The sequence below is a fragment of the Nocardia transvalensis NBRC 15921 genome (genome assembly GCF_000308875.1).
Classification (GTDB): domain Bacteria; phylum Actinomycetota; class Actinomycetes; order Mycobacteriales; family Mycobacteriaceae; genus Nocardia; species Nocardia transvalensis.
Genome location: NZ_BAGL01000087.1, coordinates 1 through 23,088, shown reverse-complemented (window position 1 = coordinate 23,088; position 23,088 = coordinate 1). Strand labels below are relative to the sequence as shown.

At 70.0% G+C, this 23,088-nt stretch carries 22 protein-coding genes; 13 read left to right on the top strand and 9 right to left on the bottom strand.

What is annotated here, in order from left to right; all coding sequences use genetic code 11:
- The first annotated feature begins 8 nt into the window (after positions 1-8).
- From ON41_RS30045 to ON41_RS30020, 6 genes are all read left to right on the top strand, one after another.
- A complete protein-coding gene (locus ON41_RS30045) occupies positions 9-848 on the top strand; it encodes a DUF5666 domain-containing protein (protein ID WP_040751437.1) in 840 nt (279 codons plus the stop codon).
- 64 nt (positions 849-912) lie between these two features.
- Positions 913-2,106, top strand: a complete 1,194-nt coding sequence (locus tag ON41_RS30040) for a TtfA family protein (RefSeq protein ID WP_221332863.1) — start codon at positions 913-915, stop codon at positions 2,104-2,106.
- 95 nt (positions 2,107-2,201) lie between these two features.
- Positions 2,202-3,014, top strand: a complete 813-nt coding sequence (locus ON41_RS30035; protein WP_051162789.1) for an SDR family NAD(P)-dependent oxidoreductase — start codon at positions 2,202-2,204, stop codon at positions 3,012-3,014.
- Between the two features lie 5 nt (positions 3,015-3,019).
- Positions 3,020-3,565: an orotate phosphoribosyltransferase gene (pyrE, locus tag ON41_RS30030; protein WP_040751436.1), complete on the top strand. Its 546-nt coding sequence runs from the start codon at positions 3,020-3,022 to the stop codon at positions 3,563-3,565.
- Between the two features lie 35 nt (positions 3,566-3,600).
- On the top strand, positions 3,601-4,617 hold the full coding sequence (locus ON41_RS30025; RefSeq protein WP_051162798.1) for a beta-ketoacyl-ACP synthase 3: 1,017 nt from the start codon (positions 3,601-3,603) through the stop codon (positions 4,615-4,617).
- Positions 4,618-4,619: 2 nt separating this feature from the next.
- Positions 4,620-5,339 carry a lysoplasmalogenase gene (locus tag ON41_RS30020; protein ID WP_051162786.1) on the top strand — a complete coding sequence of 240 codons (720 nt, stop codon included), beginning with the start codon at positions 4,620-4,622 and terminating at the stop codon, positions 5,337-5,339.
- Between the two features lie 156 nt (positions 5,340-5,495).
- Here the strand turns inward: ON41_RS30020 and ON41_RS30015 are convergent, their stop codons facing one another.
- The 3 genes from ON41_RS30015 to ON41_RS30005 all read right to left on the bottom strand — a co-directional run bounded on the left by ON41_RS30015 (position 5,496) and on the right by ON41_RS30005 (position 8,042).
- Positions 5,496-5,942 carry a hypothetical protein gene (locus tag ON41_RS30015; protein WP_040751433.1) on the bottom strand — a complete coding sequence of 149 codons (447 nt, stop codon included), beginning with the start codon at positions 5,940-5,942 and terminating at the stop codon, positions 5,496-5,498.
- Positions 5,943-6,021: 79 nt separating this feature from the next.
- Positions 6,022-6,669: a LuxR C-terminal-related transcriptional regulator gene (locus ON41_RS30010; protein ID WP_040751431.1), complete on the bottom strand. Its 648-nt coding sequence runs from the start codon at positions 6,667-6,669 to the stop codon at positions 6,022-6,024.
- Positions 6,666-8,042 carry a sensor histidine kinase gene (locus ON41_RS30005; protein ID WP_040751430.1) on the bottom strand — a complete coding sequence of 459 codons (1,377 nt, stop codon included), beginning with the start codon at positions 8,040-8,042 and terminating at the stop codon, positions 6,666-6,668. Before ON41_RS30005 ends, ON41_RS30010 begins: the two co-directional genes overlap by 4 nt.
- Before the next feature lie 127 nt (positions 8,043-8,169).
- Here ON41_RS30005 and ON41_RS30000 point away from each other — a divergent pair, with 127 nt between their 5' ends.
- Both ON41_RS30000 and ON41_RS29995 read left to right on the top strand, forming a co-directional pair.
- Entirely contained in the window at positions 8,170-8,493 is a 324-nt protein-coding gene (locus tag ON41_RS30000; RefSeq protein ID WP_040751428.1) for a hypothetical protein, read from the top strand.
- On the top strand, positions 8,490-9,158 hold the full coding sequence (locus ON41_RS29995; RefSeq protein ID WP_040751426.1) for a TrmH family RNA methyltransferase: 669 nt from the start codon (positions 8,490-8,492) through the stop codon (positions 9,156-9,158). Before ON41_RS30000 ends, ON41_RS29995 begins: the two co-directional genes overlap by 4 nt.
- A gap of 6 nt (positions 9,159-9,164) precedes the next feature.
- Here the strand turns inward: ON41_RS29995 and ON41_RS29990 are convergent, their stop codons facing one another.
- Positions 9,165-11,393, bottom strand: a complete 2,229-nt coding sequence (locus ON41_RS29990; protein ID WP_040751423.1) for an ATP-binding cassette domain-containing protein — start codon at positions 11,391-11,393, stop codon at positions 9,165-9,167.
- 60 nt (positions 11,394-11,453) lie between these two features.
- On the opposite strand from ON41_RS29990, the gene ON41_RS29985 reads away from it, so the two are divergent.
- Together ON41_RS29985 and ON41_RS29980 are read left to right on the top strand one after the other, a co-directional pair.
- Entirely contained in the window at positions 11,454-12,431 is a 978-nt protein-coding gene (locus ON41_RS29985) for a helix-turn-helix transcriptional regulator (RefSeq protein WP_040751422.1), read from the top strand.
- Between the two features lie 285 nt (positions 12,432-12,716).
- Entirely contained in the window at positions 12,717-13,766 is a 1,050-nt protein-coding gene (locus tag ON41_RS29980) for a glycoside hydrolase family 76 protein (RefSeq protein WP_246461418.1), read from the top strand.
- Here the strand turns inward: ON41_RS29980 and ON41_RS29975 are convergent.
- Both ON41_RS29975 and ON41_RS29970 read right to left on the bottom strand, forming a co-directional pair.
- On the bottom strand, positions 13,763-14,482 hold the full coding sequence (locus ON41_RS29975) for a DedA family protein (RefSeq protein ID WP_051162784.1): 720 nt from the start codon (positions 14,480-14,482) through the stop codon (positions 13,763-13,765). The genes ON41_RS29980 and ON41_RS29975 overlap by 4 nt on opposite strands.
- A 3-nt stretch (positions 14,483-14,485) precedes the next feature.
- A complete protein-coding gene (locus ON41_RS29970) occupies positions 14,486-15,145 on the bottom strand; it encodes a VTT domain-containing protein (protein WP_051162782.1) in 660 nt (219 codons plus the stop codon).
- A 327-nt stretch (positions 15,146-15,472) separates the two neighbouring features.
- Between ON41_RS29970 and fbaA the strand changes: the two genes are divergently transcribed.
- Both fbaA and ON41_RS29960 read left to right on the top strand, forming a co-directional pair.
- On the top strand, positions 15,473-16,510 hold the full coding sequence (gene fbaA / locus ON41_RS29965; protein ID WP_040751419.1) for a class II fructose-bisphosphate aldolase: 1,038 nt from the start codon (positions 15,473-15,475) through the stop codon (positions 16,508-16,510).
- A 136-nt stretch (positions 16,511-16,646) separates the two neighbouring features.
- Positions 16,647-17,819, top strand: coding sequence for a BTAD domain-containing putative transcriptional regulator (locus ON41_RS29960; protein WP_063709974.1), 1,173 nt, complete (start codon positions 16,647-16,649; stop codon positions 17,817-17,819).
- Positions 17,820-17,826: 7 nt separating this feature from the next.
- Here the strand turns inward: ON41_RS29960 and ON41_RS29955 are convergent, their stop codons facing one another.
- Positions 17,827-18,225: an excalibur calcium-binding domain-containing protein gene (locus tag ON41_RS29955; RefSeq protein ID WP_051162780.1), complete on the bottom strand. Its 399-nt coding sequence runs from the start codon at positions 18,223-18,225 to the stop codon at positions 17,827-17,829.
- Positions 18,226-18,450: 225 nt separating this feature from the next.
- Between ON41_RS29955 and ON41_RS29950 the strand changes: the two genes are divergently transcribed.
- Positions 18,451-19,926, top strand: coding sequence for a DUF4185 domain-containing protein (locus ON41_RS29950; protein ID WP_040751418.1), 1,476 nt, complete (start codon positions 18,451-18,453; stop codon positions 19,924-19,926).
- Between the two features lie 19 nt (positions 19,927-19,945).
- Here the strand turns inward: ON41_RS29950 and ON41_RS29945 are convergent, their stop codons facing one another.
- Together ON41_RS29945 and ON41_RS41885 are read right to left on the bottom strand one after the other, a co-directional pair.
- Positions 19,946-20,983 (bottom strand): fused (3R)-hydroxyacyl-ACP dehydratase subunits HadA/HadB, encoded by a 1,038-nt coding sequence (locus tag ON41_RS29945; protein ID WP_040751417.1) that lies wholly within the window; start codon positions 20,981-20,983, stop codon positions 19,946-19,948.
- Between the two features lie 215 nt (positions 20,984-21,198).
- A complete protein-coding gene (locus ON41_RS41885) occupies positions 21,199-21,858 on the bottom strand; it encodes an Rv0361 family membrane protein (RefSeq protein ID WP_157185662.1) in 660 nt (219 codons plus the stop codon).
- Between the last annotated feature and the right edge of the window lie 1,230 nt (positions 21,859-23,088).

Here is a 23,088-nt window from a genome sequence, read left to right as displayed (position 1 = left end):
TGGACGGCATGACGAATCCGAGTGACCCGTGGGCACAGCGACCGGATTCGCCCGACGCGCCGACCGAAAAAATCGGCGCGCCGGGCAAGCCGGACGAGTCCCTGCACACCTCGGAGTACACGCGGGCGTACGGCCCGGACGCGGATCCCACCGCGTCCTACCAGCAGACGGAGCCGTACTCCTATTTCGACCAGCCGCCCGGGCCCAACGCCACCCGGGAGCTGTCGCCGCACGAGCTGCCGCCCTATGACAGCGCCTGGGGCGGCTACGAGAACCAGTACGGCGCATCGGGATACGGCCCGCCGCCCGGCGGCGTTCCGCCGGGCGGTCCCACCGAACAGATCGGTCCGACCGGTCTGCCCGTGGAGCCGCGCCGCCGGCGCACCGGGCTGTGGATCGGGCTCACGGCCGCCGTGTTCGTCTTGGTCGTCCTCGGCGGCATCGCCGTGGGCGCGTTCCTCGCCGGGGGCGACGATTCGTCGTCGAGCGCGGCCGCCGACACCACCTCGCGGTCCGCGCCGACCCGGCGCCCGGTGGTCCCGCCGAGCGGTAACAGCGGCCCGCAGTCCGGCCTCCCGCAGATTCCCGGGCTGGGCGATATCGACAACATCGGCGCCACGATGGGCAAGATCGGCACCAACGACGGGACCACCCTCTCCGTCGAATCGCTGCTGGGGTCGGTCGTCACCGTGCACACCGACGACAAGACGCAGGTCATCGCGGCCGGTTCGGGCAAGGTCGCCGATCTGCACCCCGGCGAGATGATCGTGGTCCAGGGCGACAAACAGCCTGATGGATCGATCCGCGCCAAGATCATCATCAGCACGTCGCTGACCCCGCCGCGGTGACCGACGGCCCAACACGCAGCGTGCCCCCACCGCCGCGGGCACGTGGGAACTAGACTCGACACCGATGACGGCAGCAATCTGGTTCGGACTGGCGGCGGTCGCACTCGTGGGTGCGATCGTGCTGCTGTATTTCGACCGGCTCCAGCGGCAGCGGACCGGTCATGTGCGGCAGGTCTGGGCAAAATCCCAGGGTTATACGTATGTCTCGGTCGAGCCGTCGCTGGCGGCCAACTGGCGCCGCGGGGCGATGGCCAAACTCGGCTACCTGTCCGCGGTCGACGTGGTCTCCGGTAACCGCAAGGGCGAGAAATTCGTGCTGTTCGATCTGGAGGACGCCGCGACGCTGGTCGCCGTGCGCCGCCAGATCGGCTCCGATATCGATATCGACCTACGCCTGAAGACGGCCGCGCCGCCGAAGGACCACGACCTCGAGTTGCTCGGCGCGATCGGCGGCCGGGTGGTGTTCGCCACCAACCCGGATATCGCCCGCCACGCCGTCGACCAGCGCATGGTCGCCTTCATCGAATCGCTCCCCGATTCGGTGCAGCAGCTGTGGAGCGAGGGCAACTGGACGCTGGGCATGCTCCCGGTCGGCACCTCCTCGCGCGACTGGGAGTCCGCGATCGACGCGGTGCTGCGGCTGTCCGGCCTGCTCCACGTGCTGCCCCCGGTGTCGAACGAAGCCGGCCGCCGCGACTCCGAGTCGCACGATCCGGGCCGCCCCCGCCCGCGCGGCCAGGCCCCGGTTCCGGAGGACGACGACTACCCGGAGCAGGCGCCGCCCCTCCAGGATTCGCGGTTCGACGGGGACGCGCAGTTCGAAGACCGCCGCCCCTACGACGACCGCGGTGACAACCGCCCCTACGGGGAGCGTGATGATCGGGACTACGGCGAGCGCGCCCCCCGGGATCGCGACGAGGGCCCCCGCTTCGAGGAGGAGCGGCGGTACGAGTACGCGGCCGCCGACTCCGAATTCGCCCCCCTTCTGGAGGACATCGCCGGCGACTCCGAACCGGAGCCGCCGCGCCGCCCGCAGCTGGCCGTCGTCCCGGACCCGCGCACCCGCGTCCGCCGCGACTGGCCCCCCGCCGAGGAACTGCCGGACGACGACGAGAGCGGTTCCCCCGCAGCCGATTTCGACGACGACTTCGTCGAGGACGACTGGCGTGAACGGGGGGTCCGCGACGAGCAGCCCGAGCAGCCGGGCGGCCCGTTCCACCCTGGCTTCCGCCCGTATCAGGGCCCCGCACCCCGATGACGGGTGCGGGATGATGGCCGCATGAGCGGTCAGGCCCGAAGGCGGCAGCGGAGCGCAACCACGGAGGGCCCCGCTCATGCGGGAAAGGACACAGCATGAGCGAAACCTCCGCGGCCGGGCGCCTGCCCGGCGCGACCCGTCCCATCGCAGTAGTCACCGGCCCCACCTCCGGTATCGGGCAGGGCTATGCCGAGCGTCTGGCCTCGCTCGGCTACGACCTGGTGCTGGTCGCGCGCGACGAGCAGCGGCTGGCCGCGCTCGCCGACGAGCTGCACCGTCGCTTCGACACCCGGTCGGAGGTGCTGCGCGCCGACCTGGCCGACGCCGCCGACCGCGACCGGGTGGCCGACCGCGTCGGCGAGGGCGTCGACTTCCTCGTCAACAACGCGGGTTTCGGCCTCACCGGCGAGTTTTGGACGGTACCCCCCGAGAAACTACAGGCGCAACTGGACGTGAACGTCACTTCGGTGGTGCGATTGACCCGAGCCGCGCTTCCATCGATGATCGCCGCGGCCAAGGGTTCGGTGGTGAACGTCGCCAGCGTCGCCGGTCTCGTACCGGGGCGCGGTTCGACGTATTCGGCCTCCAAGGCGTACGTCATATCCTTGAGCGAGGGGCTGGCCGGCGGGCTGACCGGCACCGGAGTCCGGGTGCAGGCGCTGTGCCCCGGTTTCGTGCGCACCGAATTCCATCGGCGGGCAGGAATAGAAATGTCCTCGCTGCCGAAACCGATGTGGCTGAGTGTGGATCAGGTCGTGACGGGCTCCCTGCGCGACCTGGAGAAGGACCGGGTGATCAGCGTGCCCGGTGTGCAGTACAAAGCGCTGACGGCGGTCGCCGGACTGATCCCGCGGTCCGTGCAGGTCCGCCTCAACCGAGGCATGTTCAACGCACGCGGAAGGACGTAACCAGGATGATCGAGTCCACCACGGACCGAGACAGATTGGCAGAGCTCGTTCGCGAGCTCGCCGTCGTGCACGGCAGGGTGATCCTGTCGTCGGGTAAGGAGGCCGACTACTACGTCGACCTGCGCCGGGCGACCCTGCAGCACCAGGCCGCGCCGCTGATCGGAAAGCTGTTGCGCGAGTTGGTCTCCGACTGGGACTTCGACGCCGTCGGCGGGCTCACCATGGGCGCGGATCCGGTCGCGCTGGCGGTGCTGCACGCGCCGGGGCGGCCGCTGGACGCCTTCGTCGTGCGCAAGGCCGCCAAGACCCACGGCATGCAGCGCCAGATCGAGGGGCCGGACGTGACGGGTAAGCGGGTCCTGGTGGTGGAGGACACCACGACGACCGGCAACTCGCCGCTCACCGCGGTGCGCGCGCTGCGCGACGCCGGCGCGACGGTGGTGGGCGTGGCCACCGTGGTCGACCGCGAGACGGGGGCGGACCGGGTGATCGCGGACGAGGGGTTGGAGTACCGCTCGATTCTCGGATTGAAGGATCTGGCGCTCGGGTGAATATCGCAGTAAACAAGGGCCGCGAGAACGTCGCGATGCTCGGTATCGGCGCCTATCGTCCGCGGCGGGTCGTCAGCAATGCCGAGGTCTGCCGGATGCTCGATTCCACGCCGGAGTGGATCTTCGAACGCACCGGTATTCGCAATCGCCGCTGGATCTCGGGCGACGAGACGCTGCAGACGATGGCGACGGCGGCGGGTGAGCGCGCGATCGTCAACAGCGGCGTGGACCGCTCGAAGATCGGCGCGCTGGTGCTGGCCACCTCGAGCTGGCTGAAACTGACCCCGCACGGCGCCCCGGCCATCGCCTTCGACCTGGGGATGAACGGCATCCCCGCCTTCGACCTGACCTCCGGCTGCGGTGGTTTCGGGTACGGGGTCGGTGTGGCCGCCGATCTGATCCGGGCGGGCTCCGCCGAATACGTGCTGGTCATCGGCGCGGAGACGATGACCGTCGGGCTCGATCCGACCGACCGCGGCACCGCCATGATCTTCGGCGACGGCGCCGGTGCGGTGGTGGTCGGCCCCAGCGAGGAGAACGGCATCTCCCCGACGGTGTGGGGCAGCGACGGCGAGAACGCCGGGGCGATCGCCCAGGACGTCGACTTCCTCGAGTTCATGAACAAGGCGCAGGCGTTGCAGGGCACCGATCCGGCGGTCGAGCCGGTCGGGCGGATGTCGTTGCGGATGGAGGGGCCGCGGGTGTTCCGGTGGGCGGCGGTCACGCTGCCGCGCGCGTTGTCGGCCGCGCTGGAGAAGTCGGGCGTGGCGAAGGAGGACATCGAGGTCTTCGTGCCGCACCAGGCCAACGGGCGCATCAACGAGCTGATGAAGAAGAATCTCGGTCTGGCCGAGGACATCCCGATGGCGAACGATATCGAGAACACCGGCAACACCTCCGCCGCCTCGATCCCGCTGGCGATCGAGGAGATGCTGGTGACCGGCAAGGCCAAGGGTGGCCAGCTGGCGCTGGTGCTCGGCTTCGGCGCGGGGCTCAGCTACGCGGGCCAGGTGGTCACGCTGCCGCCGAAGCCGATCGAGCCGAGCTTCTGACGATGGTCCGGCCCTTTCGCGCGGCGTTCGCCGCCGCCGCTGCCGCAACGGTTTTCGGGGCGGTCACCGGCCGCGACCGGTGGCAGTGGGCGGCGAAGCCCTTGCTGATGCCGCTGCTCGCCGCCGACCTGGTGCACGGCGGCGCGGACGTCGCACCGGCGGACCGGCGGGTGCTGCTCGGCGCGCTCGGCGCCGCGACGGCCGGTGACGTGCTGCTGATCGATCCGGACGACGATCGCCGGTTGATCGCGGGCGCATCGGCTTTCGCGGTCATGCAGACCGGCTACGCGGTGCTGTGGCGACGCCGCGGCGCGCGGCCGCTTCCGCAGGTGGCGCTGCCGCGCGTGGCGGCCTGGCTCGGTGCGGCCGCCCTCCTCCGCGCGAAGGCCCCGAACCTGGCGCTCCCCCTCACGGCCTACGGCGCCACCCTCGGCACCGCCGCCGTCCTAGCCTCCGACCCCGCCCTCGCCCCGGGCTCCGAAAACATTGCGGGAACCACCATCCCGGGCCCGGACCCCCGCAGCCGCCTAGCCCTGGGCGCCCTCCTCTTCACCGCCTCGGACGGCCTCATAGTCCTCCGCCGCCTATTCGCCCACAGCGCACGCTCCCGCCGCCTCACCGAGGGCGTCATCCTCACGACTTATGCTGCGGCCCAATACCTCCTGACCGACCCCCGCGTGCACACCACACGCCACACCGCCCGCGCTACACCCCTCGCATAGCGCCCGAGCCACCACCTGACGCACAGCGCTGCTGCCTCTACGTCGGTACCGTCACCCACGTCCTTGTTTCCGGCATGCTTTCGGCCGGAAACCACACCCTGCGAGCGGGATTCCGGCCAAAAGCGTGCCGGAAACAAGAGGTGGTGGCCAGGTGGGCTACAGGCAGAGGATTATGCGATCGCGGTCCGTCGGGTCCACCCGGATCGAGATGGTTTCGCCGACATGGATTTTCGGTTCGTCTCTCGGGGTGACGTCGAAAACGACGGTGCCGCGGTAGGTTTCGGAGCCGGGGACGGTGAGTTCCAGGTCCAGTTCGGTGAGTTCGGTGTAGTGGTCGGTGCGTTGCAGGGGGTGTACGCCTTCGATCGTGGCCCAGCCCTCCAGGCCGTGGCGCAGGAGGCGGCGGTCGGAGCGTGCGGGTCGCTGGGCGAATACCAGCCCGAGGCCGACGGCCGAGCCGAACATCCCCACCAGCGCGACGATCTGATACGGGATGGTGCCCGGCGGTGTGCGGTGCACGAGCCAGCCCAGCCAGAACCCGAGAACGATCAGGTACCCGGCCGTCACGCCGAGTACGGTGCGGAGCACGCGCGTGCGGTCCATGACTGCCTCCACCACCGCCGACGGAACTCCAGGATAGGTCCGGAGTACCCGTTGTGTGGTGTACTTCACACCTTCGCGGTCAGCCTCGCAGCCGCAGCACCGCCAGGACCCGCCGGTGATGCGTATCCGACGGCGGCAGTTCGAGTTTCAGGAAGATGTTGCCGATGTGCTTCTCCACCGCGCGCTCGGTGACCGTGAGCGCCTGCGCGATGCCCGCGTTGGTCAGCCCCTGCGCCATGAGTTCCAGCACCTCGCGCTCGCGCGGGGTCAGCCGGGCCAGCGAATCCTGCTGCCGCGCCGCGCCCATCAGCTGGCTCACCACCTCCGGATCCAGGGCGGTGCCGCCGGTCGCGACGCGGTGCAGGGCGTCGACGAATTCACGCACATCGGCGACGCGGTCCTTGAGCAGATAACCCACCCCGCTCGCGCCCCCGGCGAGAAGTTCGGTGGCATACCGGGTTTCGACCCACTGCGAGAACACCAGCACCCCGACATCGGGGAACTTGCGGCGCAGTTCGATCGCGGCGAGCAGGCCCTCGTCGGTGAACGAGGGCGGCATCCGCACGTCCACGACGGCGACGTCGGGCCGGTGCTCGTCCACGACCTCGCTGAGACGCGTCGCGTCGCCGACCATGTCGACGACCTGGTGGCCGCGATCGGTGAGCAGTCCGGCCAGGCCGTCGCGCAGGATCGCGCTGTCCTCGGCGATGACCACGCGCAGGCTCATCGGGGTCCTTCCGTCGGGAGAACGACCGTCACGACCGTGGGGCCACCGGCCGGGCTGTCCACGGTCAGCGTGCCGTCGACCGCCTTGGCCCGCGCGGCCAGCCCCGACAGCCCGCCGCTCACCGCGGTGTCCCCGGTCGGGACGGGCGGCTGGAGCGCGCCGCCGTGCCCGTCGTCGCGGACGGTGACGGCGAACGCGCCCGCGCGCACGGCCCGGACATCCACCGACGCGTGCGCGGCGCCGGAATGCTTCACGACATTCGTGAGCAGTTCGGCGACCGTGAAGTAGGCGATCGCCTCGATGGCCGGATTGGGCCGCTGCGGCAGCTGGACGTGCAGGTCGACCGGGACCGCGCACCGTGCCGTCAATGTCTCCAGGGCCGGTTCCAGGCCCAGTTCCAGCGCGGGCGGATGGATGCCGCGCACGAGTTCGCGCAGTTCGGCGAGGGCCTCCTTGGAGCTGGCGTGGGCGTCGGCGATCAGCTCGGTGGCGTCGCCCCCGGCGGCGATGCGCTCCTCCGCGCGGCCCAGCGCCATGGCGATGGTGACCAGCCGGGCCTGCGTGCCGTCGTGCAGATCGCGCTCCATCCGCCGCAGCGTCGCGGCCGAATCCTGGACGGCGACCTTGCGGCTCTCCTGCAACTCCACCAGGCGGCGGTCGTGGGCGGTCGGCGTGAGCAGCGCGAGCGACAGCTGCCGATGCAGCCAGCACACCCCGCGCACGATCCACGGCAGCACGAAGCAGCCGATCACGCCGATCGCGGCCAGGCCGAGCACCCGCGGCCAGGTCTCGATGTAGTAGTCCCCGAACTGGGCCAGCGAATGATGTTCGCGCCCTTGCTCGTCCACGTTGATCGGGTGGAAGACCGCCCAGGGGATCGGGGATATGGCGGTGAACACCGTCATGACGATGGCCACCAGCAGGAGATAACCGCCGACCATCCCGAGCACGACCTCCGCGATCAGGAAGACCAGCGCCCGCCACGAGGTGCGATCGGTGAACGCACTGCGCAGCCAGCCCAGCAGGCCCGGCCGCGGGGCGAAGGGCGGCGGCGCGGGCATCGGGGTGTCGAGCAGGACGGAGCCGACGGCCCGGTAGACATGCCCCCAGATCCGCCCGCCCAGCAGCACCAGCGCCAGCAGCGGGATGCCGATCAGGACGATCGAGCTGTAGAGCCCGACGCCGAATCCGCCGAACAGCCAGACCACGGCGATCATGCCGAGCAGCAGCGCGGCGACCAGGTAGACCAGCTCCTTCCAGGTCCTGGCCTCGAACGGCGCGCGCAGGATCGCGCGGAACACCCGACCGGCGGTCACCGGCGGCCGGTCGGGGCGCTCGAGCACGAGGGTCGGTTCGGCGAAGGTCTCGGTCATATCTCCATGCTGGTCGCGGGCGCGTCGGGATTCGAGGGAGCAGCCCACCGGATCGATGGTGGGGGCAGCCACACCGAATTCGGCGACGACTTGCCGAATCCATCCTCGCGCGGCCACGATAACGCGGGTGAACTACCCACCCCCGCCTCCGCAGTACGGCTACGGCTACTCGCCGTATCAGCCCCCGGAGCATCCCCAGGCCACCACCGTCCTCGTGCTCGGGATCGTCAGCCTGCTGTGTGGTCTGGTGGGGCCGTTCGCCTGGGTGATGGGGAAGCGGACGCTCACCGAGATCGACAATTCGCCCGGCATGTACGGCGGGCGCACGAACGTGCAGGTGGGATACATCCTCGGCATCGTCTCGACGGTGCTGGTGGGTCTGGGCCTGCTCATGCTGGTCGGCTACTTCGTCCTCATCGCGGTCCTGATCGGGACCTCGGCGTCGACGTGAGCGACACCCAGCAGGCGAGCGGCCCCACCGAATGGGGTGAGCATCCGCACGGCGTCGGCCCGTGGCTCGACGAATTCGGCACCGCGCCGCCGGACGACCCGCGCCTGGACCCGGACCTACTAGCCCAGGGCGACCGCCGCAATGTGGTGGACGCCTACCGCTACTGGACGCGCGAGGCGATCGTCGCCGATATCGATCGCCGCCGCCATCCGTTCCACGTCGCCATCGAGAACTTCGGCCACGACGCGAATATCGGCACCGTGGTCCGCACGGCCAACGCCTTCGCCGCCGCCGCGGTGCACATCGTCGGCCGCCGCCGCTGGAATCGCCGCGGCGCCATGGTCACCGACCGCTACCAGCACATCGTCCACCACCCGGATATCGCCGACCTGATGGGATTCGCCGCACGCGAGGGACTGGCCGTGGTCGCGGTCGACAACGTCCCCGGCTCGGTCCCCCTGGAAACCGCCCGCCTCCCGCGCGACTGCCTCCTGCTGTTCGGCCAGGAGGGCCCCGGCGTCACCGAAGGCGCCAGACAGTCCGCGGTCATGACGGTCTCGATAGCCCAGTTCGGCTCCACCCGCAGCATCAACGCGGGCGTCGCCGCCGGCATAGCCATGCACGCCTGGATCGGCCAGCACGCCGACCTCACCCGAGCCTGGTAGACGGGATTACTCGAATTCCCGCAGGGCCGCAGCGGTTTTCGAGTCGGCGCAGTCGACGAGTTGGTCGGGAGTTCCCTCGCACAGGATCCGGCCGCCGTAGCGGCCCGGGCCGGGGCCGAGGTCGATGATCCAGTCGGCGGAGCGGATCACGTCGAGGTTGTGTTCGATGACGACCAGCGTGTTGCCCTTGGCGACCAGATGGTCCAGGACGCCGAGGAGGGTGTCGATATCGGACAGGTGCAGGCCGGTGGTGGGTTCGTCGAGGATGTACAGCGCGTGTTCGCCGGGGCGGGCCAGTTCCTTGGCGATCTTCAGGCGCTGGCACTCGCCGCCCGACAGGGTGGTCAGCGACTGGCCGAGGCGGAGGTAGCCGAGACCGACCTCGTCGAGGTGGTGCAGCGCGCGGGCGATCGAGCGGGCGGGCAGGCGGCGCGTCGCCTCGGCGACGGTGAGGTCGCCGACATCGGCGATGGTCAGGCCGTCGACGGTGTAGCGGAGGACCTCGTCGGTGAAGCGGCGGCCGCCGCAGGTCTCGCACACCACCTCCTGGCCGTCCATGAACGCCAGATCGGTGTAGATCACGCCGGCGCCCTTGCACGCCGGGCAGGCGCCGGCCGAATTCGCACTGAACAGGGCCGCGCTCACCCCGTTGCGCTGGGCGAACAGCGTGCGGACGGCCGGGGCCAGGCCCGCGTAGGTGAGCGGGGTCGAGCGCCGGTTGGTGGTGACCGGGCGCTGGTCGACGACGGTGGCCGGATGCTGCTCGATCAGCTCGGCGACCAGGCTCGACTTACCGGATCCGGCCACCCCGGTGAGCACGGTCAGCACGCCGGTCGGCAGGTCGACCGACACGTTCCGCAGATTGTTGCGGCTGGCGTTCTCGATCCGCAGCTTTCCCGCGGGGACCCGGGGGACCCGCGGTGCGCGCCGGGTGCGCAGGCCGTGCCCGGTGACGGTATCGGCCTCCCGCAGCGCCGCGAAGCCGCCCTCGAAGACGACCCGGCCGCCGTCCTCACCGGCCGCCGGGCCGATCTCCACGATGTGGTCGGCGGCCCGCATGACGTCCGGATCGTGCTCGACGACCAGCACGGAATTCCCCTTGTCCCGCAACAGCTTCAGCAGTCCCGTCATGGACCGCACGTCGTGCGGGTGCAGGCCGACGGTCGGCTCGTCGAAGACGTACAGCATCTCGACGAGACTGCTGCCCAGATGCCGGATCGTCTTGATGCGCTGCGATTCCCCGCCCGACAGCGTGGTGGTCGGGCGGGCCAGGGACAGATACCCGAGGCCGATCGAGTCCAGCGCCACGAGCTTCTCGTGCAGCGCGGCGACCACCGGTGCGACGCTCGGTTCCCGCACCCCGGTGACGAGCCCGGCGAGGTCGCCGATCTCCATCCGGCTCATCTCGGTGACGGTGTGCCCGAGCACCCGGGCCGTGCGGGCGGCGGCGTTCAGGCGCTCGCCCCCGCAGTCCGGGCACGGCGCCGAGGTCGTGAACCGTTCCACCGCGGCCTTCTTGTGATCCGAGAGCGTATCGGAGGTGTGCAGGTAGATCCGCTCGAACCGTTCGACGACGCCCTCGTAGTCCGGCGGCGTGCCCAGTTCCGCCGCGGCCGCGCCGCCGTACAGCAGCGCCCGCCGCTCTCGCTCGGTCCAGTCGCGCAGCGGCGTCGCCGGATCGAAGACGCCGATATCGGCGTACTGCCGATACCAGTACCGGCCGTTCCCGAACCCTGGGAGCAGCACCGCGCCCTGCTCCAGTGATTTGTCCGGGTCGAATATCCGGTCCACCTGAGTCGCGAGGGTCTCGCCCAGGCCGGCGCAGGTCGGGCACATGCCGGCGGGGTCGTTGAACGAGAAGTGGTTCGACTCACCGACATACGGCTCGCTCACCCGCGAGAACAGCAGCCGCAGATACGTGTACGCGTCGGTGATGGTGCCGACGGTCGACCGGGCGTTGCCGCCGAGGCGCTTCTGGTCGATGACCACCACCGGCGACAGCCCCTCGATCAGATCCACCTCCGGCCGGGTCCAGCGCGGCAGCCGGTTGCGCACGAACGGCGGATAGGTCTCGTTCACCTGATACCCGGCCTCGGCCGCGATGGTGTCGAAGACCAGCGACGACTTCCCGGAGCCGGAGACGCCCGCGAACACCACCAGCCGCCGCCGCGGCACGTCGATGTCGACACGCCGCAGGTTGTTGGTCCGCGCCCCCCGAATACGAATATCAGCCATGACATCGACGGTATTATTAGATGCGGTCGGATTTTGACCGCAATTCGGAAGGAGCGCGGCATGAGCACCCGGCGCCTGCTCGATCTGCTGGCCTACCTCCAGACCGGCCGCAGATTCACCGGCGCCGAGCTGGCGGAGCGGCTGGAGACCAGCGCCCGCACGATCCGCCGCGACGTCGAGCGGCTGCGCGAATACGGCTACCCGGTGCACACTCAGCCCGGGCCCGGCGGGTTCTACCGGCTGTCCGCGGGAAATACCCTGCCGCCCATGGTCTTCGACGACGAGGAGGCGGTGGCCGTCGTCGTCGGCGTCGGATTGCTCGCCGCGACAACCGTTTCCGACACGGGCGGCGCCGGGATGGCCTCGGCCGCCGATCGCGCCTTCGGCAAGATCGACCAGTTGCTGCCCAAGCGGCTGCGGCCCCGGGTCGCCGCGCTGCGCTCCACGGTGGAGGCCGCGGCGGCGGCCGCACCGGCGGTCGACGCGGAGGCGCTGGCCACCCTCGCCGACGCGGCCGACCGCCACGAACATGTCTCCTTCACCTACACCACCCGCACCGGCGCCGTGGGCCGCCGCCGCGTCGAGCCCTATCGGCAGGTCCATCACCACCTGCGCTGGTACCTGCTGGCGTGGGATCGCGACCGCTACGGCTGGCGCACCTTCCGGCTCGACCGCATCGGCGAGATCTCGCGCGGCCCAACGACATTCGTCCCGCGGCCGCTGCCCGCCGGTTCGGCCGCGGAGTATCTGCGGGCGGAGCTGACGGCGGGTCGGCACCGCGCGGTGGTGGCGGTCGACGCGCCCGCCGCCCGCGTCGCCGACTCCCTGAAGTTCCAGGACTGCGATATCGAGGCCGTCGCCGCCGATCGCTGTCTCCTCACCACCTGGGTCGACTCGTTCGAGTGGCTGGTCCTGAATCTCGCCCTGCTGGACGCCGATTTCACGATCGAGCGGCCGCCGGAGTTCCGCGAGCGGTGCCGGGCACTCGCCGGCCGTCTCGAGCGGGCGGGGCGTGACCCCGATGCGCCCGCCGGCTGACCGGAGCATCACATCGGCGTTTCGGTAGCAGTCCTTCGGGAAGTGGCACAGCAATGGCTAGGCACATCGCGGGTGTGAGTCGATTCCGTAACAAATCGGGCGCGAAATCCGGTGCTGTCCTGGCACCATTGAGACATGACATCGCGCAGCGACGACGCGCCCGCGTCGCGGTCCCCGCAGCGGCGGCCGCGCCCCACCGGTAATCCGGCCGCCGAGCCGGATGCCGCGGCGTGGTCCGAGCGTGCGGACAAGGCCGAGTCCGCCATAGCGGACCGGCATCTGCGCATGCTGTGGATGCTTCCCGGGACCGAACTCGGCGTGGTGGGCTGGCCGTCCACGGTCGCCGAGCGCGCCTTCTTCACCTGGAACTACTGGTGGCAGGCGCATCTCATCGATGTCTCGGTCGACGCCGCCAACCGCGTCACGACGCCGGCCCGCACCCGCCGCGTCGAGACCATCGCGCGCAGTCACCGGATCCGCAATATTTCCGGGTGGACCAACAACTACTACGACGATATGGCCTGGCTGGCAATCGCTTTGGAACGCGCCGAGCGTACCCAGGGCATCACCGAGGTGCGCGGCGGGCTGACCGCCCTGCACAAGGAGTTGTCGGCCGGATTCCACGAGGAGTACGGCGCCCTGCCGTGGCGTAAGGAGTCGGACTACTTCAACACCCCCGCCAACGGCCCCGGCGGTGTCGCGCTGGCCCGCTTCGGCGAGTTCGACAAGGCCGCGCGGATCGCCGACTTCATCGACGAGCGGCTGCGCGATCCGGAGACCGGCCTGATCCTCGACGGCATCCACCTACCCTCGGGCGAGGTCGAGAGCACGATATTCAGCTACTGCCAGGGCGTGGTGCTCGGCCTCGAGACCGAACTGGCCGTGCACACCGGCGAGGCCGAACACGTCCAGCGGGTGCAGCGGCTGCTCGCCGCGGTCGAGGAGCACCTCACCGCCGACGGCGTCGTCACGGGCGGGGGCGGCGGCGACGGCGGCCTGTTCAACGGAATCCTGGCCCGGTACCTGGCCCTGGTGGCGCTCATGCTGCCCGGCGACGGCGCCGATCAGCGCGGGGCCCGGCGCACGGCGGCCCGCATCGTCACCGCCTCGGCCCGCGCGGCCTGGGAGCACCGGCTCGCGGTCGAGGGCGAACCGTTGTTCGGCCACGACTGGACCGTGCCCGCGACCCTGCCCACCGGGACGACGGGCGCCGCCTCCTTCACCTCCGGCGGCTCGGTCACCTCGTCCGACACCCCCGAACGCGACCTGTCGGTCCAGCTGTCCGGATGGTTGCTGATGGAGTCGGCCCACCTGGTGACGGCCGCGGGGCTCTAGGGCCGTTCGTGGCCGCGCACCACGACGGGGGATTCGTCGTGGGCGGGCAGTTCATCGAGGTCGAAGTCCTCGGCCGGGCGCGCCATCTCGATGCGGTACTGCCGGATGCCGATCGCCGTGCCGACGATCAGGCCCGCGACCAGGGTGCCGATCACCGTCGGCATCAGCCACGACACGTGGTCGAGGAATCCCCCGGCGTAGAAGCCGATCAGCAGCAGCACCGGCGCCCAGATCACCGCGCCGATCGAACTGGCCAGCGTGTAGCGGCGGTGATCCATCCCCGCCGCGCCCGCGACCATCGGGCACAGCGTGCGCACCCACGGAATCCAGCGCGCCACCAGCACCGCGGTGAAACCGTGCTTGTGCAGCAACTCCGATACCCGGGCGAGATTCCGGGCGTTGATATATCGGCCGTCCTTGCGCGCCACCAGGTGATGACCGGTGCGATTGCCGACGACGTAGCCAACCTGGTTGCCGGCGATGGCGGCGACCATGGTGGCCACCGCCAGACCCCAGACCTGGGCATGGCCCGAGGCGTGCGAGGCCAGCACGATGCCCGCGGTCAGCAGCATCGAGTCACCGGGCAGGAAGAGGCCGATGATGAGGGCGCACTCTAGGAACACGAAGACGAGGACAACGGTCCAGACGAGTGCCGGCCCGGCGGACTGCAGCGGATCGAATCCGCCCAGTGCGAGGGGTAGCGGCGTGGTGGACAAGGCTCAGCGCATGTGTTCGTTCGTCGGTACAGGGATCTCGGACTCGGCGGGGGCGCCGGCCGGGGCGGGCTCGCGATTGAGCAGCTTGCGACCCACCGAGATGATTCCCGGAAGGATCGAGACGAAGACGATGACGAGGAAGATGGCCTCGACGTGGTCGCGGATGAAGGCCACATTGCCCAGGAAGTAACCGAGCACGGTGATGCCGCCGCCCCACGCGATGCCGCCGATGATGTCGAAGGTCAGGAACTTGCGATAGTCCATCTTCGACACGCCCGCCAGCACCGGCATGAAGGTGCGCACGATCGGCACGAACCGGCCCAGGATGATCGTCTTCGGGCCGTGCTTCTCGAAGAACTCGTGCGTCTCGGTGACATAGCGCTGCTTGAAGAAGCGCCCGTCCTCCTTGTGGAACAGCGCCGGGCCGATGGCGCGGCCGATCCAGTAGCCGCTCTGGTCGCCGGCGATGGCGATGAGGGCGGTGGCCGGGACCAGCACCCAGATGCTCACCGGCGGATTCGGCTGTGCCGCGAGCAGGCCGCCGGTGAACAGCAGCGAGTCGCCCGGGAGGATCGGGAAGAGCAGACCGGTCTCGATGAAGACGATGACCAGGATGGCCGGTAGCACCGCGTTCTTCAGCCACGTCTCCGTGAGCAGGTGCATGGGGTCGAGCAGCCCTTTGATCCCAGAGGTTCCGGAGCTACTCGCGACAGCGTCAGATATGGCCAGCAAGGTCACGGCCCCCACAGTACCGGGACTGCGGCTATCGCACCGAACGTCACGGCAACCTCACAGAAGGTTCCTGGTCGAGCCACATCCCCGCATCCCGTTTTCCCGGCACCCCGCATCCCGTTGCCCGGCATCCCGCATCCCGTTTTCCCGGCATGCTTTCGGCCGGGAACCCCAGCCCGCCTTCCCCCCGGGACAGCGCGGAACTTAGGGTATTCACAACAGAATTGTTGTTCGCAGCACACACACGGAGGTCTTGCAGTGCCCATCGCGACTCCGGAGGTCTACGCCGAGATGCTCGGTCGGGCCAAAGAGAACTCCTTCGCCTTCCCCGCGATCAACTGCACGTCGTCGGAGACGATCAACGCGGCGATCCGCGGCTTCGCCGAGGCGGGCAGTGACGGCATCATCCAGTTCTCCACGGGCGGCGCCGAATTCGGCTCCGGCCAGGGCGTGAAGGATATGGTCGTCGGCGCGACCGCGCTGGCGGAGTTCGCCCACGTGGTGGCCGCGCGCTACGACGTCACCATCGCGCTGCACACCGACCACTGCCCCAAGGACAAGCTGGACACCTTCGTGCGCCCGCTGATCGCCATCTCCCAGGAGCGGGTGAAGGCCGGGCAGAACCCGCTGTTCCAGTCGCACATGTGGGACGGTTCGGCCATCCCGATCGACGAGAACCTCGAGATCGCGAAGGAACTGCTCAAGCAGACCGCTGCCGCGAACATCATTCTCGAGGTCGAGATCGGCGTCGTCGGCGGTGAAGAGGACGGCGTCGAGAACGCCATCAACGAGAAGCTCTACACCTCGCCGGAGGACTTCGAGAAGACCATCGCGGCGCTGGGCGCGGGCGAGAACGGCAAGTACCTGCTGGCCGCGACCTTCGGCAACGTGCACGGCGTGTACAAGCCGGGCAATGTGAAGCTGCGCCCCGATGTGCTCGCCGAGGGCCAGCGCGTGGCTACCGCCAAGCTGGGCCTGCCGGAAGGCTCCAAGCCGTTCGACTTCGTCTTCCACGGCGGCTCGGGCTCGCTGAAGTCCGAGATCGAGGATTCGCTGAAGTACGGCGTGGTGAAGATGAACGTCGACACCGACACCCAGTACGCGTTCACCCGCCCGATCGCCGCCCACATGTTCGCCAACTACGACGGCGTGCTGAAGATCGACGGCGAGGTCGGCAACAAGAAGGTCTACGACCCCCGCAGCTACCTGAAGAAGGCCGAGACCTCGATGGCCGACCGCGTCGTCGAGGCCTGCAACGACCTGAAGTCCGCGGGCAAGTCGGTCAGCGCGAAGTAGCGGTGACGCTGGGATCCGGAGGAGGAGGATTCCGCACGGTGCAGATGTTGCTATCCGGGGCGGCGGCTGATTTCGTGAGCGTATGGGTACCACGTCGGGTTCGCCCGAACCCGGTCATGCACGCGATACGGGACCGATGACGAATTCGGGCAACGCCGATACGTCCGGTCACAGAGTCGCGGATACGCAGCGCTTGGATGTGCGTGTCCTGGGGCCGGTGCAGTTACTCGTCGACGGCGCGCCGGTGGCCGTCGGCGGTCCCAAGCCGCGGGCGCTGCTGGCCGCGCTCACCGTGAACCGCCGTCGCGCGGTGTCGTCGCAGGCCCTGGCCGATATGGTCTGGAGCGAGCAGCCGCCGGACTCCTATCAGGCCAGCCTCCAGGTCTTCGTCTCGAATATCCGCAAGGCCCTGCGCAATTCGGGGGTGGACCCGGCGGTGGTGCTGCGCACCGAATCGTCGGGCTACCGGCTCGAGGTGCCCGACAGCGGCTGCGATCTGGGCCGGTTCGAACTGGCCCGGCGCGCGGGCACCGAATACGCCGACGCCGGCGATCACGAGGGCGCGTCGCGGCGATTCGCCTCGGCCCTGGCCGAATGGACCGGGAAGGCGCTCGACGACCTGTCCGGGCTGTCGTTCGCCGAGAGCTTCGCGACGGCCATGGACGAGGAGCGGCTGCTGGTCGCCTCCGCCCGGATCGACGCCGAGATCTCGTGCGGGCGTGCGTCTTCGGTGGTGGGCGAGCTGGTGGCGATGACCAACGCGCACCCGCTGCGGGAGCCGCTGTGGGCGCAGCTGATCACCGCGCTGTACCTGTCGGGCCGCCAGGCCGACGCGCTGGACGCCTGCCGCCGCGTGCGCACGGTGCTCGCCGACGAACTCGGTATCGATCCGGGTCCGGCACTGGTCGAACTGGAGCAGCGGGTGCTGCGGCAGGAGCCGCTGAACACCCTCGCGATCGTGCAGGCCGAGCGCATGGCCAAGGCGATGACGGAGACGGTCACCGAGGTGCCGCGCAGCGCCCGCGGCGGGCGGCTGCGGCTGCCGGACGGCCGCACGGTGCCGATCACCAAGGGCGGCTTGAAGATCGGCCGCATGACCGACAACGATCTGGTGCTCGACGACCCCAAGGTGAGCCGGTATCACGCGCATATCCAGCCCAGCCGGGCCGGACTGCTGATCAAGGATCTGCACTCCGCCAACGGGATCTACATCAACGAGCAGTCGGTCGACAGCGGCGCCATGCTCACCCACGGCGACGTGGTCCGGATCGGGGCCACCGTACTGGTCTTCCAGGCCGACGCGGACTGACGCGGGCTCACTGCGGCAGATCGCACGCGACGCCGTTGCCGTCGGAATCCAGCTGCGGGCGATACCCCCGCTGGCCGGCGTACAGCGGCCCGCCGTGCTCCGCCCAGACCTGTCCACAGGTCGCGTAGAACGGGTATCCGGACGGCTCGTCCGACGGCGGCGTCAGCACCGTCTCGTTCGGGCTGTCCGACCAGCCGGAGCCGCCCGCACTCGGCGCCGCGCCGCTGGAACCCGGGGGCGGTGAACCGCCGTCACGTGGGGCGGCGAGGGCCGGCGCCGCCGCGCCGAACGTGAGCACGCCGGCCGCGGCGATCGCCGGGAGTACGCGCCGGAGAAGGGCGTTCCTGGTGACGGCGCGCCCGCCCGGCAGCCGACGAGGGTGGGTGGTGGTCTCGTCCACGGACATATGGCGCTCCGAACAGGAATTCGTGGGTCGAATCCCACTGTAATCGCGTTCCCTGTGGATCATTCACAGCTTTCACCTCGCCGCTGGGGAACTCGCCCGGCGGACACCGGCGCCGAATGCCACGAATCACCCGTTTCGTCCCGGTAGTGTCTGGCGCGGTGAGAGCGCCGCGGCAGTGCGCGGCGTCCGGATACGCGCGAATACACGGTGTCGAGGGGTTGGACCATGGCCGTGCGGCTGTCGGCCGTCGTTGGGGCGGTTGTCGTGAGCGCCGGAATGCTGGCGGGCGCACAGCATCCGGCGGCGTTCGCCGCGCCGGACGGCGAATCCGCGCCCGGCGCAACGATTCCCGGGACCGGGCCGTGCGCGGCCGATCCGGCGCCCGGCCACGCGAATCTGGTGCCGAAGACGCTCGAGGTGCCGATCCCGTATCCGGTGGTCACGACCGATCCGGGCGCTCCGGCCGCCGCGACGCCCACACGCACCCACATGGACCTGCCGCCGGATCCGTGCGCCAACCCGTGCCCGGATCTCACCGATGCCCCCGAGCCGCCGCCGGGCCTGCTGAACCGCCTCGGCCTGCCGGAGCTGCTGCTCAAACCCAACCCGTTCTACTTCGCGCTGCCGCCGGGACCCTCGCCGGATCCCGGGCCGCCGCCTCCGCCGCGAGCCGATCCGCCCGTCGAGGCCGCGCCCCGGACGGCCGCCCCGGCCGCACCCGGCGTGCGGGCCGTGCGTGAGGTGAGCAAGCTGACCGGCGCCGGTTCGGTCAACCGCACCGACAAGCGGTGGCAGGTGTACGGCACCGATCTCGGGATCATGTGGGAGAGCGCGCCGGACGAGATCGCGATGGCCTTCGGCGACACCGTGGGCGTCGGCTTCCACCCGCCCGGCGGTATGGGCGGCGACTGGCGCAGCAATCTGCTGGCCTTCAGTAGCAATCGCGACCTGAGTCAGGGCGTCGTCCTCGACCGCATGGTCACCGACGACCGCTGTCACGCCGCGGAGGTGTTGTCGAGCCGCAAGAAGGACAACATCGAGATCACCACGATCCCGACCTCCGGCTTCGCGCTCGGCGACCGGCAGTACCTGAGCTACATGTCGATTCGCACCTGGAACAGCCTTCCGGGCACCTTCTACACCAACTACGGTGGCATCGCCTACTCCGACGACCACGGCCAGACCTGGACCAAGGATCCGCACGCGCGCTGGGACAACATCTTCGGGCTCGCGAATTTCCAAGTGTCCACGATGGTTCCGCACGGCGACTACGTCTACGTCTTCGGCACGCCCAACACCCGGCTCGGATCGGTGGGGCTGGCCCGGGTGCCGAAGGACCAGGTGCTCAACACCACCGCCTATCAGTACTGGCGGGACGGGAGCTGGACGCCCGTCGGCGGCGCCACCTCGGCCACGCCGATCGTCGACGGGCCCGCCGGTGAACTGTCGGTGCGCTACGACCCCGGCCGCGACGTCTGGCAGATGAGCTACCTCGACACCGCGAAGGCGGCCATCGTGCTGCGCGAGGCGAAATCACCGCAGGGCGTCTGGTCCGACAGCACCTCCACGGTCTCGGTGAGCCAGTATCCGGAGCTGTACGGCGGCTTCATCCACCCGTGGTCCACCGGCTCGGACCTCTACTTCACGATCAGCACCTGGAGCGACTACAACGTCTACCTGATGCACGCCGAGCTGGACTGATCCCTCGGACCGGCGCGGCTCAGCTCAGCCGGACCTGGGCGATCGCGCGGCCGAACAGCTTCTTGCCCGCCGAGGTGCCGCTGAGCAGGACCGTCGCGGTTCGACGCTCCGGATCCAGCGACTTGATCTTGGCGGTGAAGTCGATGCCGGCGGGGGTGATCGCCTCGACCGGCACGAATCCGGCCAGCCGCACGCTGTAGCTCTCGATCGCCGTCGGATCGCCCAGCCAGGACGTCAGGTAGTGCCCGCCCAGGCCCATCGTCAGCAGGCCGTGCGCGACCACCGTCGGCAGGCCCGCCAGCCGGGCGGCGTGCTCGCTGAAGTGGATCGGGTTGGGGTCGCCGGAGACGCCGGCGTAGTTCACCAGATCGCCGCGGGTCAGCCGCATGGCCAGGGCGGGCAGTTCGTATCCGACGGTCAGGTCGTCGAAGTTCGGCTCGGTGTGAACCGTTGTCCCGCTGCGTGATTCGGCCAGGGTGGGAACCCGCGCGATGCCGTCCTCCGACAGCGTCTGCAGCACGTCCGGATCGGCGTCGCCGTTGCGGCGGTGCATCACCAAGCCCTCGACCAGCCGCACGATATCCGGGTCGGCCGCGCCCAGCCGCGCCACGATACTGGTGGAGGCGACCAGGACGACCTCGCCGGATTCATCGGTGAGGATCGCCTTGACCACGAGGAAGTCGTTGCCGCGCACGCGGCGGATCGACTCGATCACGGCCTCGGTGCGCAGCCGGTCGCCGGGCATCATCGGGCGGTGGATCTCGAAGACCTGATCGGTCTGCAGGATCTGCGACAGGTCGTAGTCCGAGAGGACGGTGTCCAGTAGCGCCTGCGTGGTGGACATGCCGATCACCGACCCGAACGTGGGCGGCGCGACGATGCCGTCCCAGCCGAGTTTGCTCGCATCGGACTCGTACTGATGCGCCGGGTGGCTGTTCTGCACCGCCCGCGCGAATTCGCGAATCTTCTCCCGGCCGATGTCGTAGCGGTCTCGGATGCGGTAATGCCGACCGACCAATGCCGTGGGTGCCGGCGCGTCGGATGCCAGCTGCGGCATATCCCTTGCTCCCTATCGAACTCTTACTGCGTAAATCCCTGGGCGGCCGAACCCCCTCGGCCGCGACCGGCCGTCGATGGCGCGGTCGGGTAACCGGGCCATGCTACCGGGCATTCCGGACCAGCGACCAGGTCTCTGTGAGGTCCATCGCGGACCCGTGCGAAAACGTCACGGGTCGCGGCGGACATCACAAAATTCGCGGATTACGCCACGGATCAGCGGGCGGCGTTCGGGGGATCGCAGACCTTCCAGCCGTCGGGGGTCTGCTGCAGGTCGAAGGTGCGGGCGATCCGGTTGTTCGGATCGGCCTCGGTGTACACCGTCGCCTGCGCGACCGCCTTGTCGCCGGTGATCTGGACGCTGTCGACGCTGTCGACCCGCGGCACCTTCTTCTGATCCACCGAGAGCTTGTACACGCCGGCGAACTGGTCCGGGGCGATGTTCTGATAGAAGTCGTGCAGCGGACCACAGGTGGCCGCCCGCAACTCGCTCAGATTGCCGCCGTCGAGCGCGTCGGCGTAGCTCGAGATGGCCGACTTCACCTTCCCCTCGGGCGAATTGTCCGTGCCGCTCCCGGCGAGCCCGACGACCGCGGCGATCACCGCCGCCACGACCACCACGGCCGCACCCGCGATGATCAGCCAGCGCTTGTTCGTCCCGCCACCTTGCTGTGCGGCAGGACCGGCCGGCGGAACGTGCTGCGGCGGCGCGACGGTCCGAGGCTGCGGCGGAATCGGATGCGCGGAGGTCGGATGCGCATCCGCCGGCGACGGCGCACTAGCGGTCTGCCGCGGCCTGACCGGCGGCCGCACAGCCCCCGCCCGCCCCGGCTCCCCCTGCGGCCCGGCCCCTTGACTCCCCTGCAGCCCCGCCACGCCTCGAGAACCTCGCGCGCCCGGGGAATCGTCCGCGCCCTGCCCTCCGCGCGGACCCGAGGTGCCCTGCGGGCCTGAGGCGCTCTGTGGCCCTTGAGGGCTTTGCGTGCCCTGTGGGCTCTGGGAGCCTTGCGCGCTCTGTGGTCCTTGGGGGCTTTGCGTGCTCTGTGGTCCCTGGGGGCTTTGCGTGCCCTGTGGGCCCCGGGAGCCTTGCGTGCCCTGTGGGCTCTGGGAGCCTTGCGCGCTCTGTGGTCCTTGGGGGCTCTGGCTGCCCTGTGGGCCTTGGGGACCTTGTGTGCCCTGAGGGCCTTGCGCACCTTGAAGACCTTGTGCGCCTTGGGGGCCCTGTGGGGGCTGCGGGCCTTTGGGGCTGCCCTGTTGGCCTTGCGGGCCCTGGCCGCTCAGGCCCTGCGCGCCCTGAACTCCGCGGGAGCCGGGTGTGCCCTGCTGGGCGGGGCCCTTCGGAGGGCCTTGCGGCGACGGGTTTTTCGGCCCCGCGCCGGGACGCGGGGTGGCGGGCGGCCGGGTCACCGGGGCCGGGCCACCGGCCGGTGGTACCACCCGGTCGCCCTGCTGCGCACCGCTCGTGCGGATCTTCTCGGTGGGCTGATCTCCGGACGGCTGGACGGGCAGCACCATGGTCGCGGCGTCGGAGGGATTCGACACCGCCGGGATGGCCGCGGTCTCCGCCTCGCCCCCGGTCTTGTCGTCCGGCTGAGCCTCGTCCTTTCCAGCCGCACCGGAAGGCTTCCCGCCCTTGGCTCCCTGAGACTTCGGAATAGCCTCGGTCGCGGCCTCACCCCCCGCCGCGGCGGCAGCGGTCCGCTTGATCGAATCCGCCGTAGGCGACGCAGCGGAACCCGCCTCCCCACCTTTCTCCCCGACCTTCCCCTGCTCTCCGCCCCCCTGCTCCGGTGCCCCAGGTTCCTTCGAACCACGTTGCACCGCACCCGCTCCGGCCCCACCCGCTCCGGCGTTACCCGGCCTGGTTGTATTCGCTCCGGTCGCGCCCGCCCCGGCGGCACTTGCTCCCGCCGCGCCTGTTCCGGCGCTAGCGGGCCTGGTCCCCCCTGCTCCGGCCGCACCTGCCTGGGCGGCACCTGTTCCGCCTGCACCTGTTCCGGCGCTAGCGGGCCTGGTCGCACCTGCTCCCGCCGCGCCTGTTCCGGCGTTACCGGGCCTGGTCGCGCTTGCTCCGGTCGTGCCTGCCTGGGCGGCACCTGTTCCGCC

Coding starts and splice junctions, on each gene's coding strand:
- ON41_RS30045 (WP_040751437.1), top strand. CDS start 9: ATGACGAATCCGAGTGACCCGTGGGCACAGCGACCGGATTCGCCCGAC.
- ON41_RS30040 (WP_221332863.1), top strand. CDS start 913: ATGACGGCAGCAATCTGGTTCGGACTGGCGGCGGTCGCACTCGTGGGT.
- ON41_RS30035 (WP_051162789.1), top strand. CDS start 2,202: ATGAGCGAAACCTCCGCGGCCGGGCGCCTGCCCGGCGCGACCCGTCCC.
- pyrE (WP_040751436.1), top strand. CDS start 3,020: ATGATCGAGTCCACCACGGACCGAGACAGATTGGCAGAGCTCGTTCGC.
- ON41_RS30025 (WP_051162798.1), top strand. CDS start 3,601: ATGCTCGGTATCGGCGCCTATCGTCCGCGGCGGGTCGTCAGCAATGCC.
- ON41_RS30020 (WP_051162786.1), top strand. CDS start 4,620: ATGGTCCGGCCCTTTCGCGCGGCGTTCGCCGCCGCCGCTGCCGCAACG.
- ON41_RS30015 (WP_040751433.1), bottom strand. CDS start 5,942: ATGGACCGCACGCGCGTGCTCCGCACCGTACTCGGCGTGACGGCCGGG.
- ON41_RS30010 (WP_040751431.1), bottom strand. CDS start 6,669: ATGAGCCTGCGCGTGGTCATCGCCGAGGACAGCGCGATCCTGCGCGAC.
- ON41_RS30005 (WP_040751430.1), bottom strand. CDS start 8,042: ATGACCGAGACCTTCGCCGAACCGACCCTCGTGCTCGAGCGCCCCGAC.
- ON41_RS29990 (WP_040751423.1), bottom strand. CDS start 11,393: ATGGCTGATATTCGTATTCGGGGGGCGCGGACCAACAACCTGCGGCGT.
- ON41_RS29985 (WP_040751422.1), top strand. CDS start 11,454: ATGAGCACCCGGCGCCTGCTCGATCTGCTGGCCTACCTCCAGACCGGC.
- ON41_RS29980 (WP_246461418.1), top strand. CDS start 12,717: ATGCTGTGGATGCTTCCCGGGACCGAACTCGGCGTGGTGGGCTGGCCG.
- ON41_RS29970 (WP_051162782.1), bottom strand. CDS start 15,145: ATGCACCTGCTCACGGAGACGTGGCTGAAGAACGCGGTGCTACCGGCC.
- ON41_RS29960 (WP_063709974.1), top strand. CDS start 16,647: ATGACGAATTCGGGCAACGCCGATACGTCCGGTCACAGAGTCGCGGAT.
- ON41_RS29955 (WP_051162780.1), bottom strand. CDS start 18,225: ATGTCCGTGGACGAGACCACCACCCACCCTCGTCGGCTGCCGGGCGGG.
- ON41_RS29950 (WP_040751418.1), top strand. CDS start 18,451: ATGGCCGTGCGGCTGTCGGCCGTCGTTGGGGCGGTTGTCGTGAGCGCC.
- ON41_RS29945 (WP_040751417.1), bottom strand. CDS start 20,983: ATGCCGCAGCTGGCATCCGACGCGCCGGCACCCACGGCATTGGTCGGT.